This window comes from Natrarchaeobaculum sulfurireducens (assembly GCF_003430825.1).
Classification (GTDB): Archaea; Halobacteriota; Halobacteria; order Halobacteriales; family Natrialbaceae; genus Natrarchaeobaculum; species Natrarchaeobaculum sulfurireducens.
This window is the reverse complement of record NZ_CP024047.1, coordinates 2,257,775-2,277,075: the sequence shown is the minus strand read 5'-3', so window position 1 is coordinate 2,277,075 and position 19,301 is coordinate 2,257,775. Positions and strand designations below refer to the sequence as shown.

General features: G+C 63.3%; 17 protein-coding genes. 9 read left to right on the top strand and 8 right to left on the bottom strand.

The genetic code is table 11. The features are described 5' to 3' along the window. Positions 1 to 597 precede the first annotated feature (597 nt). A complete protein-coding gene (locus AArc1_RS12355) occupies positions 598 to 2,565 on the bottom strand; it encodes a 3-hydroxyacyl-CoA dehydrogenase/enoyl-CoA hydratase family protein (RefSeq protein ID WP_117364658.1) in 1,968 nt (655 codons plus the stop codon). 115 nt (positions 2,566 to 2,680) lie between these two features. Between AArc1_RS12355 and AArc1_RS12350 the strand changes: the two genes are divergently transcribed. Beyond that, on the top strand, positions 2,681 to 3,832 hold the full coding sequence (locus tag AArc1_RS12350; protein WP_117364657.1) for an acyl-CoA dehydrogenase family protein: 1,152 nt from the start codon (positions 2,681 to 2,683) through the stop codon (positions 3,830 to 3,832). Between the two features lie 250 nt (positions 3,833 to 4,082). On the opposite strand, the gene AArc1_RS12345 is transcribed toward AArc1_RS12350, so the two are convergent. Next, a complete protein-coding gene (locus tag AArc1_RS12345) occupies positions 4,083 to 4,406 on the bottom strand; it encodes a DUF5789 family protein (RefSeq protein ID WP_117364656.1) in 324 nt (107 codons plus the stop codon). 108 nt (positions 4,407 to 4,514) lie between these two features. After that, positions 4,515 to 4,892 carry a hypothetical protein gene (locus tag AArc1_RS12340; RefSeq protein ID WP_117364655.1) on the bottom strand — a complete coding sequence of 126 codons (378 nt, stop codon included), beginning with the start codon at positions 4,890 to 4,892 and terminating at the stop codon, positions 4,515 to 4,517. Positions 4,893 to 4,980: 88 nt separating this feature from the next. Here AArc1_RS12340 and AArc1_RS12335 point away from each other — a divergent pair, with 88 nt between their 5' ends. Then, positions 4,981 to 5,739: a helix-turn-helix domain-containing protein gene (locus tag AArc1_RS12335; protein WP_117364654.1), complete on the top strand. Its 759-nt coding sequence runs from the start codon at positions 4,981 to 4,983 to the stop codon at positions 5,737 to 5,739. Between the two features lie 60 nt (positions 5,740 to 5,799). Further along, a complete protein-coding gene (locus tag AArc1_RS12330; protein ID WP_117364653.1) occupies positions 5,800 to 8,475 on the top strand; it encodes a heavy metal translocating P-type ATPase in 2,676 nt (891 codons plus the stop codon). Here the strand turns inward: AArc1_RS12330 and AArc1_RS12325 are convergent, their stop codons facing one another. After that, positions 8,476 to 9,003 carry a metal-dependent hydrolase gene (locus AArc1_RS12325; RefSeq protein WP_117364652.1) on the bottom strand — a complete coding sequence of 176 codons (528 nt, stop codon included), beginning with the start codon at positions 9,001 to 9,003 and terminating at the stop codon, positions 8,476 to 8,478. It lies immediately after the preceding gene. Between the two features lie 149 nt (positions 9,004 to 9,152). On the opposite strand from AArc1_RS12325, the gene AArc1_RS12320 reads away from it, so the two are divergent. Both AArc1_RS12320 and AArc1_RS12315 read left to right on the top strand, forming a co-directional pair. Then, positions 9,153 to 11,057 (top strand): L-aspartate oxidase, encoded by a 1,905-nt coding sequence (locus AArc1_RS12320; protein ID WP_117364651.1) that lies wholly within the window; start codon positions 9,153 to 9,155, stop codon positions 11,055 to 11,057. A 124-nt stretch (positions 11,058 to 11,181) separates the two neighbouring features. After that, positions 11,182 to 11,772, top strand: coding sequence for a DNA-3-methyladenine glycosylase family protein (locus AArc1_RS12315; protein WP_117365883.1), 591 nt, complete (start codon positions 11,182 to 11,184; stop codon positions 11,770 to 11,772). Positions 11,773 to 11,920: 148 nt separating this feature from the next. Here AArc1_RS12315 and AArc1_RS12310 read toward each other — a convergent pair whose 3' ends face one another. From AArc1_RS12310 to AArc1_RS12295, 4 genes are all read right to left on the bottom strand, one after another. Further along, the gene (locus tag AArc1_RS12310; protein WP_117364650.1) at positions 11,921 to 12,175 is read right to left on the bottom strand and encodes a PRC-barrel domain-containing protein; all 255 of its coding nucleotides are present in this window, start codon (positions 12,173 to 12,175) and stop codon (positions 11,921 to 11,923) included. Between the two features lie 60 nt (positions 12,176 to 12,235). Next, positions 12,236 to 13,579, bottom strand: a complete 1,344-nt coding sequence (locus AArc1_RS12305; protein ID WP_117364649.1) for a RimK family alpha-L-glutamate ligase — start codon at positions 13,577 to 13,579, stop codon at positions 12,236 to 12,238. 141 nt (positions 13,580 to 13,720) lie between these two features. Further along, positions 13,721 to 15,187: an oligosaccharide flippase family protein gene (locus tag AArc1_RS12300; RefSeq protein ID WP_117364648.1), complete on the bottom strand. Its 1,467-nt coding sequence runs from the start codon at positions 15,185 to 15,187 to the stop codon at positions 13,721 to 13,723. Between the two features lie 202 nt (positions 15,188 to 15,389). Beyond that, positions 15,390 to 16,139 carry a GNAT family N-acetyltransferase gene (locus AArc1_RS12295; RefSeq protein WP_117364647.1) on the bottom strand — a complete coding sequence of 250 codons (750 nt, stop codon included), beginning with the start codon at positions 16,137 to 16,139 and terminating at the stop codon, positions 15,390 to 15,392. Between the two features lie 149 nt (positions 16,140 to 16,288). Between AArc1_RS12295 and AArc1_RS12290 the strand changes: the two genes are divergently transcribed. From AArc1_RS12290 to AArc1_RS12275, 4 genes are all read left to right on the top strand, one after another. Then, positions 16,289 to 17,368 (top strand): succinylglutamate desuccinylase/aspartoacylase family protein, encoded by a 1,080-nt coding sequence (locus AArc1_RS12290; RefSeq protein WP_117364646.1) that lies wholly within the window; start codon positions 16,289 to 16,291, stop codon positions 17,366 to 17,368. A 235-nt stretch (positions 17,369 to 17,603) separates the two neighbouring features. Beyond that, the gene (locus tag AArc1_RS12285) at positions 17,604 to 18,059 is read left to right on the top strand and encodes a succinate dehydrogenase, cytochrome b556 subunit (protein WP_117364645.1); all 456 of its coding nucleotides are present in this window, start codon (positions 17,604 to 17,606) and stop codon (positions 18,057 to 18,059) included. Continuing rightward, positions 18,059 to 18,424, top strand: a complete 366-nt coding sequence (locus tag AArc1_RS12280) for a succinate dehydrogenase (protein ID WP_117364644.1) — start codon at positions 18,059 to 18,061, stop codon at positions 18,422 to 18,424. The genes AArc1_RS12285 and AArc1_RS12280 overlap by 1 nt, the downstream gene beginning before the upstream one ends. Before the next feature lies 1 nt (position 18,425). Beyond that, positions 18,426 to 19,298, top strand: a complete 873-nt coding sequence (locus tag AArc1_RS12275; RefSeq protein WP_117364643.1) for a succinate dehydrogenase/fumarate reductase iron-sulfur subunit — start codon at positions 18,426 to 18,428, stop codon at positions 19,296 to 19,298. The last annotated feature ends 3 nt before the right edge of the window (positions 19,299 to 19,301 follow it).

Genomic DNA, 19,301 nt, shown 5'->3' with positions numbered 1-19,301 from the left:
ACCACTCTCGGCTACAGACGACGGGACTGATCCCGGACGCCGTACACTCAGCGAACTGGCGTGTCGGTATGAGTGACTGTGATAAAACCGTATCGAACGGAAAGAAAACTCGGCTGTCTGGGACGAACGCCGCCGTTTCCCGCGTTACAGGCGGAGTAGCGCAATGCCACGGCCTTCAGGCCGTGGATACGCGCGTAAGCTTGATCAGGCTGTATTCCGTAGACGGCAGTACCGGAGTTCCCACGTTGAGAAACGCCGTCTTTGACGACACCACGGCTTCGCCGTGACTTCTCGCGTGGTAACAAATCCGACTGAACCAGTCCACGACGTACCGGCTTGGCCGACGCGAATCGTGGTACCGTGCGGGCTGAATACCCCGCCGTGGAGCGACGAGCGGTATTCGTCGCGTCGAAACGCCGACCGAGTGTCGGACGGAAGGCCCGTTTGGCCGGGCTAGACGCGCTGCAACGCACGTCCTTGGTCACAACTGGACGGCTACCATCGACGTGGGACGCGAAAGCGTACTTCGCCACCGAGGAAACGCGCAACCTTGAACTCCGCTTCGCGGATTCCCGCGTCTTCAGGCGCGGGAGGAGGTCAATTTCCTTCGAACTCCGGCTCTCCGTCACCCATGAACGCCGTGATGCCTTCCATGAGATCGTCGGTCGCCATCAGGTGACCGAACGCGGAAGCCTCGTACTCGAGGCCGGCATCGGTGTCGTCGCGGCCGGCGAGCATCGCGCGCTTGGTGAACTTCAGGGCGATCGGCGGACCACCGGCGAGGTCGGCCGCCAGCTCGAGGGCTGTGTCCTCGAGGTCGTCGTTGTCGACGACGTCGTTGACGAAGCCGTAGTCGGCCATCGTCTCGGCGTCGTAGCGCTCGGCGGTGAGGATAATTTCTTTCGCACGGCCTTCACCGATCACGTTGGCGAGTCGCTGGGTACCGCCCCAGCCGGGGATCAGCCCGAGGTTCAGTTCGGGCTGGCCGAACTCGGAGCGCTCACTGGCGACGCGGAGGTCTGCACAGGTCGCAAGCTCCATTCCACCACCGAGACAGTAGCCGTCGATCCCGGCGACGACCGGCAGATCACAGGCCTCGAGTTTGCCAAATGCCTGTTGGCCGGCACGCGAGAGTTCCTGACCCTCGATGGGGTCGGCACCGCTTCCGGCCATGCTCTGGACGTCAGCGCCAGCAGAGAACGCCTTGTCTCCTTCGCCGGTGAGCAAGATCGCGCGAACCTCGTCGTCGTCGGAGAGCTGGTCGATTGCGGTCGAAAGCTCTGCGAGCAAGTCATCGCTGATCGTGTTCATCCGGTGTGGGCGGTCGATGACGATGTGGCCGACGTACTCGGCCGGATACTCGACGCGGATCGTCTCGAAGTCGACGCCCTCGTCGTCGTCCTGGTCGTAGAAGCCGCCTTCCGCGGCGCGCGCTTCGAGGTAGTCTGCGGGCTCGTATCGCTCGTAGCCCGTCTGTTCGGCGGCTTCCTCGAGCGTCTCGAGGAGGTCGTCGAGTCCGTAGTCGTCGACCATCTTGACGGGGCCATCGGGGAAGCCCGCCCCGAGCTGGGTGGCCTCGTCGATCGACGCCGGCGGCGCGACGTCGTTGCCGATCAGTTTCGCGGCCTCGTTTGCCATCGTCGCGAGCAGTCGAGCTTCGACGAGGTCGGACTGTTCGTCGGTCGGGATCTCGGCTCCGGGACCGTCTTCGTAGTCATAGAAGCCTTTGCCTGTCTTCTTGCCCAGTTCCTCGTTTTCGACTTTCTCCTCGAGCAGCGGCGCGGGCTCGTAGGCGTCGCCGAGTACCTCGTGCATGTACTCGAGGACGTGGTAGCTGACGTCGTTACCGACCTGGTCGCCGAGTTCGAAACTGCCCATCGGCAGGCCCATGCCGTACTTGGTCGTCGAGTCGACCTCAGCGATCGTCGCCTCCTCATCGGAGACGAGCCAGGCGGCCTCGTTCATCAGGGGGACGAGGATGCGGTTGACGATGAAGCCGGGCGAGTCCTTGTGAACGCGTACGGGCGACTTGCCGAAGTCCTCGGCGAGATCCTCGATCACGTCGAGTGTCTCTTCGTCGCTTTCGGCGCCGGAGATGACCTCGACCAGCGGCATCCGAACCGGTGGGTTGAAAAAGTGCATCCCGCAGAACCGCTCGGGTCGCTCGGTGACCTCGGCGAGGTCCGTGATCGAGAGACTGGAGGTGTTGGTCGCGAAGATGGCGTCGTCGGCGGCGACCTCCTCGAGTTCGCCGTAGACGTCTTTTTTGATCTCCATCTGTTCGGGGACGGCTTCGATGACGACGTCCGCGTCGGCACAGGCTTCGCCCATGTCGACCAGTGGCGTGATACGCTCGAGGACGGTGTCGGCCTCCTCTGAAAGCTGGTCGTTCTCGGCGAGTTTGTTCAGCGACCACTCGATCTGGTCGTAGCCGTTCTGGACGAACTCGTCGTTGATGTCCCGCATGTTCACATCGTAGCCAGCCATCGCGGCGACCTCCGCGATCCCGTGGCCCATGTTACCCGCGCCCAGAACTGCGACGGTGTTGATATCTTCAAGCTGCATGGGAGAACATGCGGTGGGGACCGGTTTCAACGTTTCCCTATTTCGAGAAGAAAACTGCAGTTGAGTTTACATCGGGTTACAAAGGTCTTTATCGATGGGATTGGAACAAATACCCATGGAGTTTGGACTCACCGACGAGCAACAACAAATTCGCGACGAAGTCAGGCGGTTCGCCGAAAACGAGATCGTCCCGGTCGCCGAAGAGTATGACACAGGAGAGAAGTATCCCCACGAAGTCGTCGAGAAGGCCGCCGAGATGGGTCTGACTGGCTCGTACATCCCGATCGAGTACGGCGGTGCTGGCTATTCGATCCTCGATACGGCGATCATCACCGAAGAGCTGTTCGCCTACGATCCTGGTATCGCGCTCTCGATCGTCTCGACGTCGTTCGGGACTGAGTCGATCATGAACTTCGGGACCGAAGAGCAGAAAGAACGCTTCTTAGAGCCCGTCGCGATGGGCGAGTCGATTTCGGGTGCTGCGATCTCCGAGCCCGACACCGGATCGGACGTCTCGTCGGTCTCGACGCGCGCCGAGAAAGACGGCGACGAGTGGGTACTCAACGGCACCAAGATGTGGATTACGAACGGCACCGTCGCCGACTACTTCGTCGTCCTCTGTAAGACCAACCCCGACGCCGAAGGCCGGTACAACGGCTTCAGTCAGATCATCGTCGAAACCGACCGCGACGGCGTCAAAACCGAAAAGATCACCGGCAAACTCGGCATTCGCGCCTCCGACACCGCAGAGGTCGTCCTGGATAACGTTCGCGTCCCCGAGGAGAACCTCGTCGGCACGCAGGACGCCGCGTTCATGCAGCAGATGCAGTTTTTCGACGAGACCCGAACCGCCGTCGCCGCCCAGGGCGTCGGCATCGCCAAGGGTGCGACTCGTGAAGCGCTCGAGTACGCCCAGGATCGCGAGCAGTTCGGCCAGTCGATCAGCGAGTTCCAGGCGATCCAGCACAAACTCGCCGACATGGCCACGAAGACCGAGGCCGCCCGCAACCTGACGTACAAGGCCGCCTGGAACGTCGACCAGGGCAACGACATCACCAAACTCGCCTCGATGGCCAAGGAGTACGCCTCCCGCGTCGCCGTCGACGTCGCCAACGAAGCCGTCCAGATTCACGGCGGCTCCGGCTACGTCAACGACTTCCCCGTCGAACGGTTCTACCGCGACGCCAAGATCACCCAGATCTACGAGGGCACGACGGAGATCCAGAAGAACATCATCGCCCGCGAGCTGCTCGGCAAAGGGTTTTAAGCCGATCGAGCGCACTCGAATCGCCTGCTACCACCGTGGTCGCAGCCGTCTGAACCACGCGATCACGGCTTCGCGACGAGTCCACTTTACCGAGAGAACGATTGGTGAGTGGCGACTGCTCCGGTAGGCGTCGCGTCTCGATGAACGCCCACGAATCGAATCGGCAATACGAACGACGACCTCGAGCGCTGCGTATGCAGCGTTGCTTACCGGGGTTCGGCCGGCCACTATGCCATCGCTCGGTGTTGTCTCAGAACGACAGGTGGGTTCGATCGAGTTCTTGAACGACCTCGTCGCTCCGGTCGCTGTACTGTGGTCGACCCACGGCGTCCCGCCGAACGCCGTTCATGATCGCGAGCTGGAGTTCACCACGAGACTCGTAGGTTTCGTAGCCCGACGTCTCGAGGATTACCTCGAGCGTATCCGAACCGTGCGGATAGCGAACCTCGGCGTCGCCAAACTCAGTCAGGACCTCCTCGGTCGTCACGGGAAACGTGACGTCCTCGAACAGCGTGTTGACGGTCCCGACCTCCACGGAACGCGTCTCATCGGTGTCGTCGTCGATCCGTTCCATCGTGAATTGTTGGCGTGAGATTCAGTGAAAGTCCTATAGCCTGCGTGTTACTGCCGCCGGAAATCGAGTGGAAGCGGCCCTGTAAGTCTGGTACTGCTGAGCGGGGGATCAGTTGTCGGCATCTGAATCGGTGTCGCCGTCGTCGTTGTCGGAGTCGGTGTCGCGAGCGTTTTGGTCGGTGTCGCCAGTCGGTCGTTCGGGCCTCGTTCGGTCGGACGATGACTCGAGCGGTCGTCCAGTTCCCACCGAAGACTCTTCGAGCCCGGATCCGGTGGGTGTCCCCGGGTCGCGCCCGAGCAGATACAGGACGAGCGGTGGAAGGACGTAACAGCCGATGGCGACGGCTGCAAACCGTGAGTCGACGAAGACGAGCAGCCCGAAGATCGCGAGCGCTGCCGTCGCGCCAGTGTGGATGGCAGTCGTCGTATACTGGCGGTGAAACGACCAGAAGGGACGAAGCCGCCCGCTGACGGTCGAAACTACCACAACCGACGAGAGAGCGAGACGACTGACATCGTCGAACGGATGGGCGCGACGGAGAAACCATTTGGCTCGTCGGCCCCTCCCTTCAGCTATGAGAGAGTTCGTCTTCGCCCTCGAGTACGAGCCGGGTACGAATCCCGTCGCAGACGTCCTCGCGGAGTACCAGGGGACATCGATTCGATCGCTGTCGTGTCACGTCACTTCGGATAGCCTCTGGCGGGTCGACCGCGCGGAGGGACCGGAAGCCGCGCTCGAGGCCCTCGAGAAGGCCTACAAAACGGGTGAGTTCTTCGCGGACTGTCTCGTCAAAGACGACTGTGGGGCCGACTGTGACGTGCAGGTGCTCGACCGCTCGAGTGACGAGCGCGTCGTCTATACCTACTGGGATCGGACGGACGTCTGTACGTCTGTCCCCCACGTTGCACTCGAGCGGCTAGGCGATGGACTGTTGTTCGAGACCTACCGCGAGGGGCGGCGCTACCGGTGGCGGATCGTCCTGGGCGATGGGAGACCGGTTCACGACTTCTTCGACGCCCTCGCCGAGGAGGTCGACGAGTGTACCGGTATGGAGATGCTCCGGCTGACCGAACTCGGCCCGGATGGGAGCAGTCTCGACGGCGACTCGGACGCCTCGCTACCGAGTGAGCAGCGCGATGCCCTCTATGCTGCCGTCGAATACGGCTATTACGAGACGCCTCGCCGGATCGAACTCGGCGACCTCTCCGATCGGCTGGGGGTGCCACGGTCGACGCTCTCGTATCGGCTACGACGCGCCGAAGCGGCCCTCGCGACGGCGTTCGTCTCGGCTGAGGACTCACTCGAGTCGCTCGCCACGAACGGTGTCCGCTGAGCGGCCGAGTTAGCGCACGCCAAATAACCCATATCTCATATCGGCGCTAACTGACAGTTGATGAGTGAGTCTGTCGATGACGAGTCTTGCGGGCGACGCCGAACGCTCACGCTCCGGGTCCCCGAAATGGATTGTCCGTCCTGTGCTGGCAAGGTGTGTACGAGTGTCGAACGGCTCGAGGGAATCGACGACCTCGACGCGCAAGTGACCAGCGGTCGGCTGGTCGTCACCTACGACCCGACACGGGCGGACGAGGCTGCCGTCAGAGAGCGCGTCGCGGCGGCCGGATATACCGTCGACGACGGGGCGACAGAGCGGTCGTTCGCCGTCCCGGGAATGGACTGTGCCTCGTGTGCGAGCAAGATCGAGACCGCACTCGAGGCCGTCGACGAACTCGAGGCCATCGAGACGCGACCGGCCTCGGGACGGGTCACCGTGACGGGAGCCGACGACGTCCACGACGGGCGGATTCTCGAGGCGATCGAGGGGGCCGGTTACGACGCGACGCCGATCGACGACGAGCGGCCGGCGATCGGTGACTCCCGGGCCGTCTGGAAGAGTCGCCGCGCCGTCGGAACGGGCGTCGGGGCCGTTCTCGTCACTGTCGGCCTGGCACTCGAGTTCGTCCTCCCGGCGCTCGACCCGTCGCTGTGGACTGCTGCGGGACGAACGTATAACCTTTCACACGTGCTGTTCGTCGTTGCCGCGGTCGTTGCGGGTGCGCCGATCGTTCGTAACGGGTATTATTCGGCCCGACACCGGAACCTGGACATCGACTTCCTGATGACTGCGGGGATTATCGCCTCCGTCGCCGCCCACTATCCCAAAGAGGGTGCGCTGCTCGCCGTCCTGTTCTCGGTGGCGGAGTTGCTCGAGCGGTTCTCGATGGACCGCGCGCGTGACTCGCTCCGGGAGTTGATGGACCTCTCACCGGAGACGGCGACGGTCAAACGCGACGACGGACGCGAGGAGACGGTGCCCGTCGCCGACCTCGAGGTGGGAGATGTCGTGGTCGTTCGCCCGGGAGAGCGTGTGCCAGCCGACGGGACGGTACTCGTCGGCGAGAGTGCGGTCGACCAGTCACCGATTACCGGCGAGAGCGTTCCGGACGACAAATCTATCGGTGACGAAGTCTACGCCGGGACGATCGCCGAGTCCGGCTACCTCGAGGTCGGCGTCGAAGCCGAAGCAGGTGAGTCGACCATCGCGCGGATCGTCAGACTCGTCGAGGACGCCGAGCGCGAGAAGACCGAGCGCGAACAGTTCGTCGACCGATTCGCGAGCGTCTACACGCCGATCGTCGTCGTCGTCGCCGTCGCGGCCGCCGTCGTCCCGCCGCTGGCGCTGGGAGCGTCGTGGGGCTACTGGTTCGTCGTCGGGCTGACCCTGCTGGTGATCGCCTGTCCCTGTGCGTTCGTCATCTCGACGCCGGTCAGCGTCGTCTCTGGAATCACCAGCGCCGCGCGAAACGGCGTCCTGATCAAAGGCGGCCGATACCTCGAGGCCGTCGGCGACAGCGACGTCCTCGCCGTGGACAAAACGGGCACGCTGACCGAAGGCGACCTCTCGGTGACCGACGTGATCGGGCTCGAGGGGGCGACCGAGGCCGAGGTTCTCGAGGTAGCGAGCGCGGCCGAACGACGGAGCGAACACCCGATCGGTCGGGCGATCGTCAGCTACGCCGAAGCGCACGGCCTCGAGTTCGATGGACACGATAGCCCCGACGTCTCGGGTTTCGAGGCGCTTTCGGGCAAAGGAGTCCGTGCCGACGTCGACGACGAGACCTACTACGTCGGCAAGCCGGACCTGTTCGACGGACTCACCGATCTCGAGCACGTCCACGCGACGACCGACGGCGGCGTTGCACTGACTGAACTGGGCTACGAGCCAACGCCGCGGTGTGACCGCGAGGGTTGTCTCGACGTGCTCGCCGACGTCGTCCCCGACCTCGAAGCGGCGGGGAAGACCGTCGTGATCGTCGGTACCGAAGACCGCCCGATCGGCGTCATCGGCGTCGCAGACCGGGTCCGCCCGGAGGCGGCGTGGGCTGTCTCGCGGCTGCAAGACCAGGGCGTTCGCGTCGTGATGCTCACCGGCGACAACGAAGGGACGGCCCGCGCTATCGCCGAGGCAGTCGGCATCGACGAGTACCACGCCGAACTGCTGCCCGAGGAAAAACTCGAGTGGATCCGACGACTCGAACGCGCGGGGCCACACGGCTCCGAGGGATCGCCCGAGGAGCGAGACAGAGCGCGAAGAGACGAGTACGGCGACACCGATGACGGCGGCGACCGGTCGACCCACGTCGCCATGGTCGGCGACGGCATCAACGACGCGCCTGCGCTCGCGACCGCAACCGTCGGCATCGCGATGGGCGCGGCTGGGACCGACACGGCGCTCGAGACGGCAGACGTCGCGTTGATGAGCGACGACCTCTCTCGCCTGCCGTATCTCTACGAACTCTCGGGGAAGGCAAACGGCGTCATCCGCCAGAACATCTGGTCGAGCCTGGCCGTCAAGGCCGTTCTCGCCGCGGGTGCCCCATTCGGAATCGTGACGGTGATCCACGCGGTCGTCATCGGCGACATGGGCATGAGCCTCGGTGTGACGGGCAACGCGATGCGGCTGGCGAACGTCGAGCCGGAGACCCCGACGGATGGCATGGAGATGGCCTCAGGGACCGATACCATAGACGGCGTCTTTCCGACCGGTTCGGACGGGGCCGGGCCACGGTAGCTACAGGTCGAATCGGCGGCCGAGGAGGTCGAGCCCCGGCCGTCCATCGGCCCACCAGAGGGCGACCCCGCCGACGAAGATAACCGCCTCGAGCCACAGCGTCGTCACCTCGAGGCCGCCGACGGTGCCCAGTGTCTTTACGCCGCTGTACGCCGGCATCGGCGTCACCGGCCAGAGGAGAAAGCCGAGTTCGTGATAGTCACCGGCAAGGACGTGCCAGGGAACGTCGGCCGCGATGTGCGAGCCGTAGCCGATCGCGAAGGCGACGGCGAGTCGACTCTGTCCGCGACGGCGAGCGACGAGCCAGACCAGCGCGACGAGGGGGACGGCGAACAGCAGCGAGTGGCCGATCGTCCGACCGACGGGTGTGATTCCCGCGTGGTACAGCGGCTGGTCCAGCAGGTCGGGGAGCGTTGCGGCGACGACCGCCACCGCAGCCGGGCTCGAGGCTGGCGGCGTGCCGTCCGCCCAGCGAGCGTACACGGCGTAGCAGACGTAGCCGACGACCGGGTGGACGATCGGCTGCATGGTCGTCTCGAGGGACGCAAGCGCCGTAAGCGTCCGGCCGGAATCGTCGACATCACATCTCTGCAGTAGCGACCCCAAAACGCCCAGATTCAGGCGCTCGACGCTGTTTGGGACGCTACCTAAAAGCGTTCGTCCCCTCCGTTATATTGATGACACCATCCGAATCCGATGCCGACGGATCCCCCGACGGAGAGCGGACGGGCGACGCTGGTGAGTCGGGCGTCGAGAACCGTCTCACACACGGCAGCCTCGAGTCGGCTTCGGACGGGGCGCTCGAGTACGACGTCGTCACCACTCCTGTCCTCGTCGTCGGCGCGGGCGCAGCCGGTGCTCGCGTCGCGATCGAACTCGCCGAGGGCGGAGTCGAGCCGCTGGTGATCGGCAAGCGTGACCACGGCGACGCACACACGACGTGGGCCGCCGGCGGCGTCAACGCCGCCCTCGGCTCGCTCGACGACGAAGACGACTGGACGATTCACGCCGCCGACACGCTGAACGAAGGCCACCACATCAACGACCCCGACGCCGTCGAACTCACCGCCCACGAGATGCCAGCCCGTGTTCGCGAACTCGAGTCGTGGGGGATGCCGTTCGATCGCACCGACGACGGGAGAATCAACCAGCGGTACTTCGGTGCACAGTCGTACCGTCGGACCTGCTTCGTCGGCGACCGAACCGGCGAGGCCATGCTCGAGACGCTCGTCGACCGGGCCCGCGATCTCGGGATTCCAAAGCGCGACAACGTGATGATCACCCGGTTGCTGTCGGACGGCACACGGGTCGCTGGCGCAGTCGGGTTCGACATGGAGTCGGGCCGAGGGCTGCTGTTCCGAAGCGACCACGTCGTCCTGGCGGCCGGTGGATTCAGCGCGCTCTATCGACGTCACTCCTCGCGGGACGACGAAAACAACGGTGACGCACAGGCGCTCGCACTCGAGGCAGGTGCACGGCTGCTCGACCTCGAGTTCGTCCAGTTCCACCCGACGGGGATGGTCGGCGAGCGGTACGGCGAGGAGTGGGACGGCCGTCTGGTGACCGAAGCGGTCCGCGGTGAGGGCGGCCGTCTGTTCAACGCGGAGGGCGAGCGGTTCATGGAACGGTACTCCCCCGACCAGATGGAACTCGACGCCCGTGACGTCGTCGCGCGAGCGATCGCCCGCGAGATCAGTGAGGGTCGTGGCACCGAAAACGGCGGCGTCTACCTCGACATCTCACACCGTGATCCGAACTACATCCAAGATCGGCTCCCCTCGATGGTCGAACGCTTCGAGTCCCTCGGCGTCGACATCACCGCGGAGCCGATCGAGGTCGCGCCGACGGCCCATTACACGATGGGCGGCGTCGACGTCGACTTCCACACCGGCGAGACCGGCGTCGAAGGGTTGTACGCCGTCGGCGAAACCGTCGCGGGCGTCCACGGCGCAAACCGGCTCGGCGGGAACTCGCTGGCGGAAACCGTCGCCATCGGGAAACTCGTCGGAGAACACGTCGTGGACGAACTCGACTCGAGCGAGACCGACGTGGTGGGGGCCGATGCCGGGACAGCCGACCTCGAGGTGACGAGCCAACAGCGAGCACTCGCCGAACGCGAGTTCCAGGCACTGTCGGCGCTCGCCGACTCCGACGGCGACGTTCCCCCGACGGAGTTGCTCGACGAACTTCGTCAGCTCCTCTGGAACCACGCTGGCATCCTGCGCGACGAGGACGACCTGCGAACGGGCCTCGAGAAACTCGCCGTGCTCCGCGACCGGACGGCCGACCTCCGGGTCGAAGGGGACCGCACCTCGAAGTCCTTCGAGTACGCCGTCGACCTGTCCTTTGGCCTCACCGTCGCCGAGCCGATGCTCCGGGCGGCGGTCGAACGCGCCGAGTCCCGCGGTGCCCACCACCGCACGGACTACCCGGAGACGGACCCCGACTGGGGTGTCAATCTGCTCGTGTCGGCCGACCAAAGCGGTCTCTCGATCCGTCGGCGTGGCGTCGGTGATCCGAGCGAACCGGTCCGAGAGGCTCTCGAGAAGGGCTACGAACTGGACTATCACCACCTCGAGTAAGCCGCTGAACCGCCGACCAGTCTCATCGGATCACAGAGCCGCAGTCTGACGCGGACTTCGACCACCTACGCTGGCGACCGAGATGCCTATAGACGACCGGCACTGTGTTCGACCCGAGACGCTGATGTTAGAAGAGGCTCACTCCGTTCTCCGAGACGACCCCGTGATGGCGACGCTTCTTGACCGTCACGACCCGTACGAGGAACCCGACTGGGACGAATACGAACGGCTCTGTATCTCGATCATCAACCAGCAACTCTCGACCGCGAGCGCGACGGCCGTTCGCGAGCGCGTCTTCGACCGTCTCGAGGGCGAAGTGACGCCCGAAACCGTCCTCGCCGCCGACGACGGGGCGCTTCGGGATGCGGGGCTCTCTCGCAGTAAGGTCGAGTACCTTCGAAACGCCGCTCGAGCCTTCCAAAACGGCGATTTCTCGCGTTCGGGACTGGCAAACCACTCCAACGACGAGGTGATCGACCTGCTCACCGAGATCAGGGGAATCGGCGAGTGGACGGCCCGGATGTACCTCCTGTTCGTCCTCGAGCGGCCGGATGTCCTTCCGCTTGGTGATCTTGCGGTCCGACGCGGAATCGAACAGTTGTACGCCAACGGCGAGGAGTTGACTCGAGCGCAGATGCGCGAGATCGCCGAAGCGTGGCGTCCGTACCGAAGCGTTGCGACCAGATACATCTGGGCCGAGTACGAGTCGGAGTAGTGCGGACCAGCACCGTCGCTCTCGACAGCTCGGCCGATCGGCGTCGTACCGACGGCAGGTTGGCTGGCGAGTCGACTGGTGGACTCTCCGGAGAGCACTCGAGGCCGGATAGATCGACGAACAGGGTCGTAGCGACTCGAGTTCTAGGCTAGGCGGTCGAATTCCTTCCGTCGATCATGAGGTAGTCGTCGAGGCCGACGACTCGAGTCGCGGGGATACGGATCGTTCCGTCGTCTGCTCGGTCGAATTCGGTACTCACGTCGTCATGGAGTGGGGTGACGAGAACCCACTCGAGTTCGCCGGTTTCGACGGTCATCGTGAGGTTTCGAACCGTCCCGAGTTCTGTTCCGTCGGTACACATCACGGGCGCTTCGGAGAGCGTCGAGGCGAGGACTGTCGACATCTCGTTTCGCTTTCGACCGACCAGTTAATAAAAATATCTTCGTCCGTGAGACCGTGTCCGCTACTCCTCTTCTTCCGGTGTATCGCCGTCGTCGCCGTCGGTGCGGCGACTGACGTCGACCTGGTAGTGAGACAGAATGTCCCGACCCAGAAGCACCTGGTAATCCATGTGACTGCGGTCTTCGACGCTTGCAGTGACGGTATGGCGGTTGCCGCCGATCCCGACCACGACGTCGACGACGGGGCGACTTCGTGCCGTCTTGCTACTCCCCGATTTCACACGCGTGATGGATTTGATCGGCCCAGCGCCGATCTCGGCGGCCAGCGAGGTGTCGATGCTCGTTCGGGTCGCCCCGGTGTCGGACTTCGCCAGCACCGACGCCGATCCGCTGGTGCCCGAGAGGACGACTTCTTCGATATAGCCGATGATGACTGGATCAGTCTCGTCCTGGGCCGGCTTTGACGGCTGGGCCGTCGGTCGAGTGTCGTCGAGTATCGTCGAAAGCTCCTGGACGCGGTCGTCGTCGACGCTGCCACCGGCCCGTTCAATCGCGAGTTTGGCGATGTACGGCGCCGGACTGACGTCTGTCGCCTGGTAGAGCCCCTTGAATCCCGCCGTCGGATTGACCTCGAGGACGAACCAGCCCTCGTCGCCTTCGACGAGGTCGACACCCGCGTAGTCGAGGCCGACGGCCGACGACGCTCGCCGTGCCATCTCCTTTGCATCCTCTGGGAGGTCGTCGGTTGCGTCCTCGACGGAACCGCCGAGGGCGACGTTGGTCCGCCAGTCGTTGTCGGGTGCGTACCGGTACATCGCCGCGACGACCTCGCCGCCGACGACGTAGACGCGAACGTCGCGGTGTCTGGTATCTTCCTGCTCGACTAACTCCTGGAGGAACGCGTACCGGTTGCCGACCATCGCGTTGACCGGGTCGTCGGGGCCGACTTTCCACGTCCCGCCGCCATGGGTACCGATCGCCGTCTTGTAGACCGCCTCCTCGCCGTAGCGGTCTCGAGTCGCGTTGAGGGTGTCGCTACTGAGCGCAAGCGTGACGTCGGGGGTCCGGACGTCGTTTGCGGCCAACGTCGTCGCCGTCGAGAGTTTGTGGATCGCCGTCAGCACCGCTGTCGGCTCGTTGAGTGTGGGGACGAGCTGGGCGAAGGTGTTCGCAAGCCCCAGTTCCTCGGCGGGATGCTCGGTGTTCGATAGCAACATCCGGTTGGCGATTACGTCGACGTCTGGCTCGAGAACGACACTCCCACCGGTGACGCTGACGGAGGTGTTTTCGGTCCGAAGCCACTCGGTCTCGTGTCCGAGGTCTTCGACGGCGTTGAGAATTGCTTTCGTTTCTTTACTCGTGTGGAGACTCAGTACCCCGACAGTTACGGGATCGACGTCGGCCATACCGGATAGTAGTCCACCTCCCGGATAAGTATTCCCAGTGAATTGGCGGTTTGCGGGGTATTCACTAGCTGAACAATATCCTGACAGAGTACAAATAAATCCGCCGAGCGGACCCTACCGAAACACCAGTGGGCGCTCCCCTCATCGAATAACGGCTCGAACTTCTCGGAGATCGAGCATACCACTTGCAACCGCCAGGACGGCCCAGGTTGCCGTCCCGAGAGCGATCGCCCCGAACAGCATCGCCAGACTCGAGATCATCGGGGTGACGATCCAGACGGCACCTGCCATTACGGCCGTGATCGCACAGACGAGCCCCATTGCCCGCCCGAGGCGAGCCAGCCGAAGCGAGAGTTCGGTGTGAACGACGTAGACGTTCACCGCGACGTACACCGTGTGGGTCATGACCGTCGCAATTGCAGCGCCGATGACACCCATCGTCGGGATGAGAACGATGTTGAGCCCGAAATTGGCGATCGACGTCGCTCCCTTCGCGATCGCACGCTCTCGAGCACGACCGAGGTAGTCCAGACTATCGCTCGTAAGATTGGTGATCGCCTGGAGCACGACGAAGCCCGCGAGGATCTGGAGGACTGGCACTGCACCCGCGTAATCGGCACCGAAGACCATCGTAACGAACGGTTCGGCCACCAGGACGAGTCCCGCCGCGGCCGGGACGTAGAGCAACATCGTGTGGGTCAGCGAGGTCTCATAGATCTGGCGAGCCTGCTCGAGCTGGCCAGCGGCTTTCTGCTCGCCGAAGTTCGGCGAAATCGTAAAGCCGAGCGACTCGGCGGGCGCGAGCACGAAGTCGACGATCTGTTTGCCGAGCTGGTAGAAGCCGACTGCAGCGGGCGTAAGAAAGACGCCTACGAGAACGACGTCGATCCGCTTGTCGATGACGTTCGCGCTGCGCGTCGCCGTCAACGGCACGCTGTACTCGAGCAATCGCCGCGAAAGCCCTTCTTCGTAGTTCTCGGCGGGTTCGTACTCGCCGTAAAACCGGCGATAGAGGAGGGCGAGACCGACCACCCCCGCGAGCGCGTAACCGACGATGTACCCGAACAGCGCACCGATCGCACCGAACCCGAGTAACACGAAGCCGACCGCAAAGACGAGCCGGGTCGCCCCACTGATCGCCTGGACGGCCGCGCTATACTCGAGGCGATTGAATCCCTGGAAGACGATCTGTGCAAAGACGTTGAACGAGTTGGCAATGATGAAGAGGACGCCCGCTGCAAGAAACGGGGCCGCCCCAGGATCGCCGAGGAGGACGGCGATCTGTTCGTGAAAGAGCAACAGCACGTAAGAGACGACGGAGAGGATGATGAGTTTGTACGCGATGGCCGATTTGAGCAGGTGCGGGATCTGTCCCTCACCCGCCTCGCCGTACTCGGAGATGTATCGCGCCGTCGACTTCCCGAGACCCAGATCGGCAAAGAGCTGGACCACCGCAAGAATCCCGATCGCCCAGTACAGCGCCCCGTAGCCGTCCGGGTTGAGAACACGCGCCAGAATAAACATCAACAGCGCGCTCGAGACCATGTAGATCGCTCGCGAGACGAGCGTGGCCTTGAAGCCGCGAACGATGTGATCTCGTGTACTCATAGCGAAGTCTCTGGTGGTCGTGACCGTCAATCCCGGACGCCCGGTCTCACTCTCCCGGTTGCGAAATCGACCAATTGTAATGCGGTGACAACAGCTGTAGGATCGACGTACCGACGCTGCAAGGGACGGGTATGGGACTGTTACCGGCCAGACCGGCTCGAGACGGGAGCCGTCCGTCGATCGGGTCGATCGCCAGTCGAACCTACAGGTACGAGGCGTCCCAGCGCGTCGCTTTGCGGCGATTGCCACAGCTGTTGCACTCGATGCGTCCCATCGAATCCATGGCGTTATCGAGTGAGTCGCAGTTCCCACAGAACCAGCCGTACAGCTCCGATCGTTCCTCGGTTTGATACGTCCTGTAGAACGGTGCTTGCACGCCCCGTGCGGCCTCACCGAAACTCACGTAAACCACCCCATCATCGACCTCGAGTTCGTCGATCGCGGCCCAGCCCTCCTCGTCGACGTCGCCCTCGACGTAGACGTTTTCGGTGAACCGTTCGTCGCCGATCTCTACCTCGCGCTGACCCGCTTGCTCGAAGCCGTGATCTCGGTAGAACTGGTTGCCACCCTCGTTGTCCTCGAGGACGAACCCCTGAACCTGTTCGGCACCTTCCTCGAGGAGTTTCTCCCGGGTGCGAACGAGCAGTCGAACGCCCGTTCCGCCGCCACGGTGGTCGGGGTCGACGTGGAGCCAGAGGATGCGGCCGGTCTTGTGGCGGTCGCCGATCAGGTCGCTCTGAGAGAACGCGACCGGGTCGCCATCGCGCTCGACGAGGAGGACGAACGAGTGGTCGTCCTCGAGTTCGTCGGTGAACGACTCGCCGTACCACTCCTCGAGTGCGTCATCGATGGTCGACTCCTCGAGAAAGTCCGTGTACGTCGAGTTGAGCGAGTTCCTGGCGATCTGCTGGACATCGCTGACGTCGTCCGGAGTTGCTTCATGCAGCTGCATGCCCCATCGTACCATCCCATCCTACAAAACGTATGCCCACGGAATGAGATTCGCTACGACCGTCCAGTTCGTCCACGGGATCCGATACGAAATTGGACGGGTTCGCTCCGGAAGGGAAGATTCACGTTACTGACGCGGGAGTGATCCGTATGAGCGATTACGATTCGGGCGACGAACCGCCCGACGGTGGCTCGTCTGAGCCGGACGACGTCTTTACCTACAACGGCGGTCGCGTCGATCCCGGAGAGTCCGCCAACATCCGCTACGGCATTAGCGAAACGTACCTGGGAGACCCCGTCAGAATTCCCGTCACCGTCGTCAACGGGGCGTATCCGGGTCCGACGGTGTTCCTCTCCGCGGCGGCTCACGGGGACGAACTCAACGGCATCGAAGTCGTTCGTGAGGTCGCCCACGACTGGGATCACTCTCAGCTTCACGGGACGCTGGTCTGTCTGCCCGTGATGAACGTCCCCGGCTTTCTCGCCCAGGAGCGATATCTGCCGATCTACGACCGGGACCTGAATCGGTCGTTCCCTGGGCGGGAGGGCTCGACGAGCGCGAGACGGATGGCCCACCGTATCTTCACAAATTTCATCGAACCCTGTGATCTGGGTATCGATTTTCACACTTCGACACGGGGGCGGACAAACATGCTCCACGTTCGGGCGAACATGAGCGATCCGACCGTCGACCGCCTCGCCAAGTCGTTCAGTTCGAACGTCGTCATCGCCGGTCGGGGGCCGGCCGGAACCCTGCGGCGTGAGGCTACCGACGCTGGCGTTCCGACCATTACGGTCGAAATGGGCGAGGCACATCGCTTCCAGCGGACGCTCATCGACCGCGCGCTAACTGGCGTCGCGAGCGCTCTCGCCGAGTTCGGCTGTCATCCCGATTCGTCGGTTCACTGGCCCGGCTGGCGGACGATCATCGACGACGACGACGAGAAAACCTGGCTCCGTGCCGACGCCGGCGGCATCGTCGACATGAAACGCGGCCGCGGCGCGCTCGTCGAGGATGGCGAGGTGATCTGTACGATCACGAACCCATTCAAAGAAGAGGACGAAGTCGTCACCGTCGAAGCCCCCTTCACCGGCCTGATCGTCGGCGTCCTCGAGAACCCCGTCGTCTACCCGGGTAATCCCCTCTGTCACCTGGTCGGGCTCTCCCCGGACACTCGAACGGCGCTCCAGCGTGAGCGGCGACCCGAAAGCTCGCAGTCGGAACTCTGAGCGTCGACCGTGGCCGGTAGCTACGGCTGACTCGCCAGGTCGAACCAGTGATTTCAAGGCGGTTTCGAGGGGTAAGCCGATGGCCGTGACCGGTCTGGTTCGAGTGGATGTCGTCCGCTTTCACAAGCAGCCTTTACCCGCCATGGATCAGGAAGAACGATCGTGAACGTAGTCTCTGATCGAAGCGACAAAGGTAAGTTCTATACCTTCACGCTCAAACGGTTCACGTGAGCGTATGAGTCAGTCTTACAATCGCGGTCTCATCGAGGACTTCGGTCGGTGGAAGGAGTTCTCGGCCGGAATGTGGGCGTGGATTTTCCACAAGTTCACCGGGTGGATGTTGATCGGCTACCTGTTCACCCACATCGCCGTACTGAGTACTGCCACGTCGGGAGAGACGGTCGAAGTGAACGCAGCGGACTTGCCGAACATCGAGGGAACGGGCGTCACGGAAGTGCCCCTTTACGACGCGACGCTCGGCGGGCTCGAGGGCTTGTTCATCATCCGTGTACTCGAGGTTGGACTGCTGGCGGTTGCAGTCTTCCACATCCTGAACGGGTTGCGTCTGCTGATGGTCGACCTCGGCATCGGGCTGGAAGCACAGGATAAGAGCTTCTACGCCTCGCTGATCCTGACCGGCATCATCACGGTCGCAAGCGTGCCAACGTTCATGACGGGGGTTGGGTTCTAATGGCCGAACGCTACTCGTCGTTCACGCCAGGGGGGACCGGCTGGTTGCTCCAGCGCATCACGGCGGCGTTCCTCGTCGTCGTGCTCGCGTTTCACTTCTTCCAGCTGCACTTCGTCAACCACGCGGCCGAAATCACCCTCGCGGGAACTGAGGCCCGTATGGAGAACATCGGCTACTTCCTGACGATGGTGCTGTTCCTGTACGCGGGCGCGTTCCACGGCATCAACGGTGTCTACAACGCGTTGGTCAACCAGGGACTCGACGGTACCCCAAAGAAAGTAGTGCTTGGGGTCCTGATTATCGCAGGTGTAGCGCTCGTCGCCCAGGGAACGTACGTTGCACTCGTCATGGCCGGAATGATCTAACATGAGCACCCAACAACCAGAACCAGAAACCCAGGAAGCACCGCAAGACCCGGAGATGAAAGGCGCGGAGTCGCCGGTCGACCAGCGGGAACGCGAGAGCGGGATGGCCGACCAGACGTCGGTCGACGACGCCAATCTCGAGGGCGAGACGGTTCACATCAAGGTGTTCCGCTACGACCCCGAAGTCGAAGCGAAACAGGAACCCCGCTTCGACGACTTCCACGTTCCCTTCACGAAGGGGATGACCGTCCTCGACGCGGTCATGTACGCCCGTGACGAGTACGACTCGTCGCTGACGTTCCGTCACTCCTGTCGGCAGGCCGTCTGTGGCTCCGACGCTTTTTTCGTCAACGGGAAACAACAACTCGGCTGTAAGACCCAGATCGCTGATCTCGAACAGCCGGTTCGGATCGAACCGCTGCCACACCAGGAAGTCGTCAAGGACCTGGTCGTCGACATGGAGCACTTCTACGACCAGATGCACGCCGTCGAGCCGTACTTCCAGAACGAGGATACGCCCGACGCGAGCGCGCTCGAAGAACAGCGTCAAAGTCGTGAAAACCGCGAGAAGATCAAGATGTCCACTCGCTGTATCTGGTGTGCATCGTGTGTCTCCTCGTGTAACATCGCGGCTGGCGACAACCAGTATCTCGGGCCGGCAGCGATCAACAAGGCCTACCGGTTCGCGATGGACGAACGCGAACCCGAAGAGATCAAAGAGCACCGACTCCGCATCATCGAACAGGAACACGGTGTCTGGCGCTGTCAGACTCAGTTCTCCTGTACCGAGGTGTGTCCGAAAGACATCCCGCTCACTGAGCACATTCAGGCGCTCAAACGGGAAGCCGTCAAAAAGAACCTGAAATTCTGGTAACCC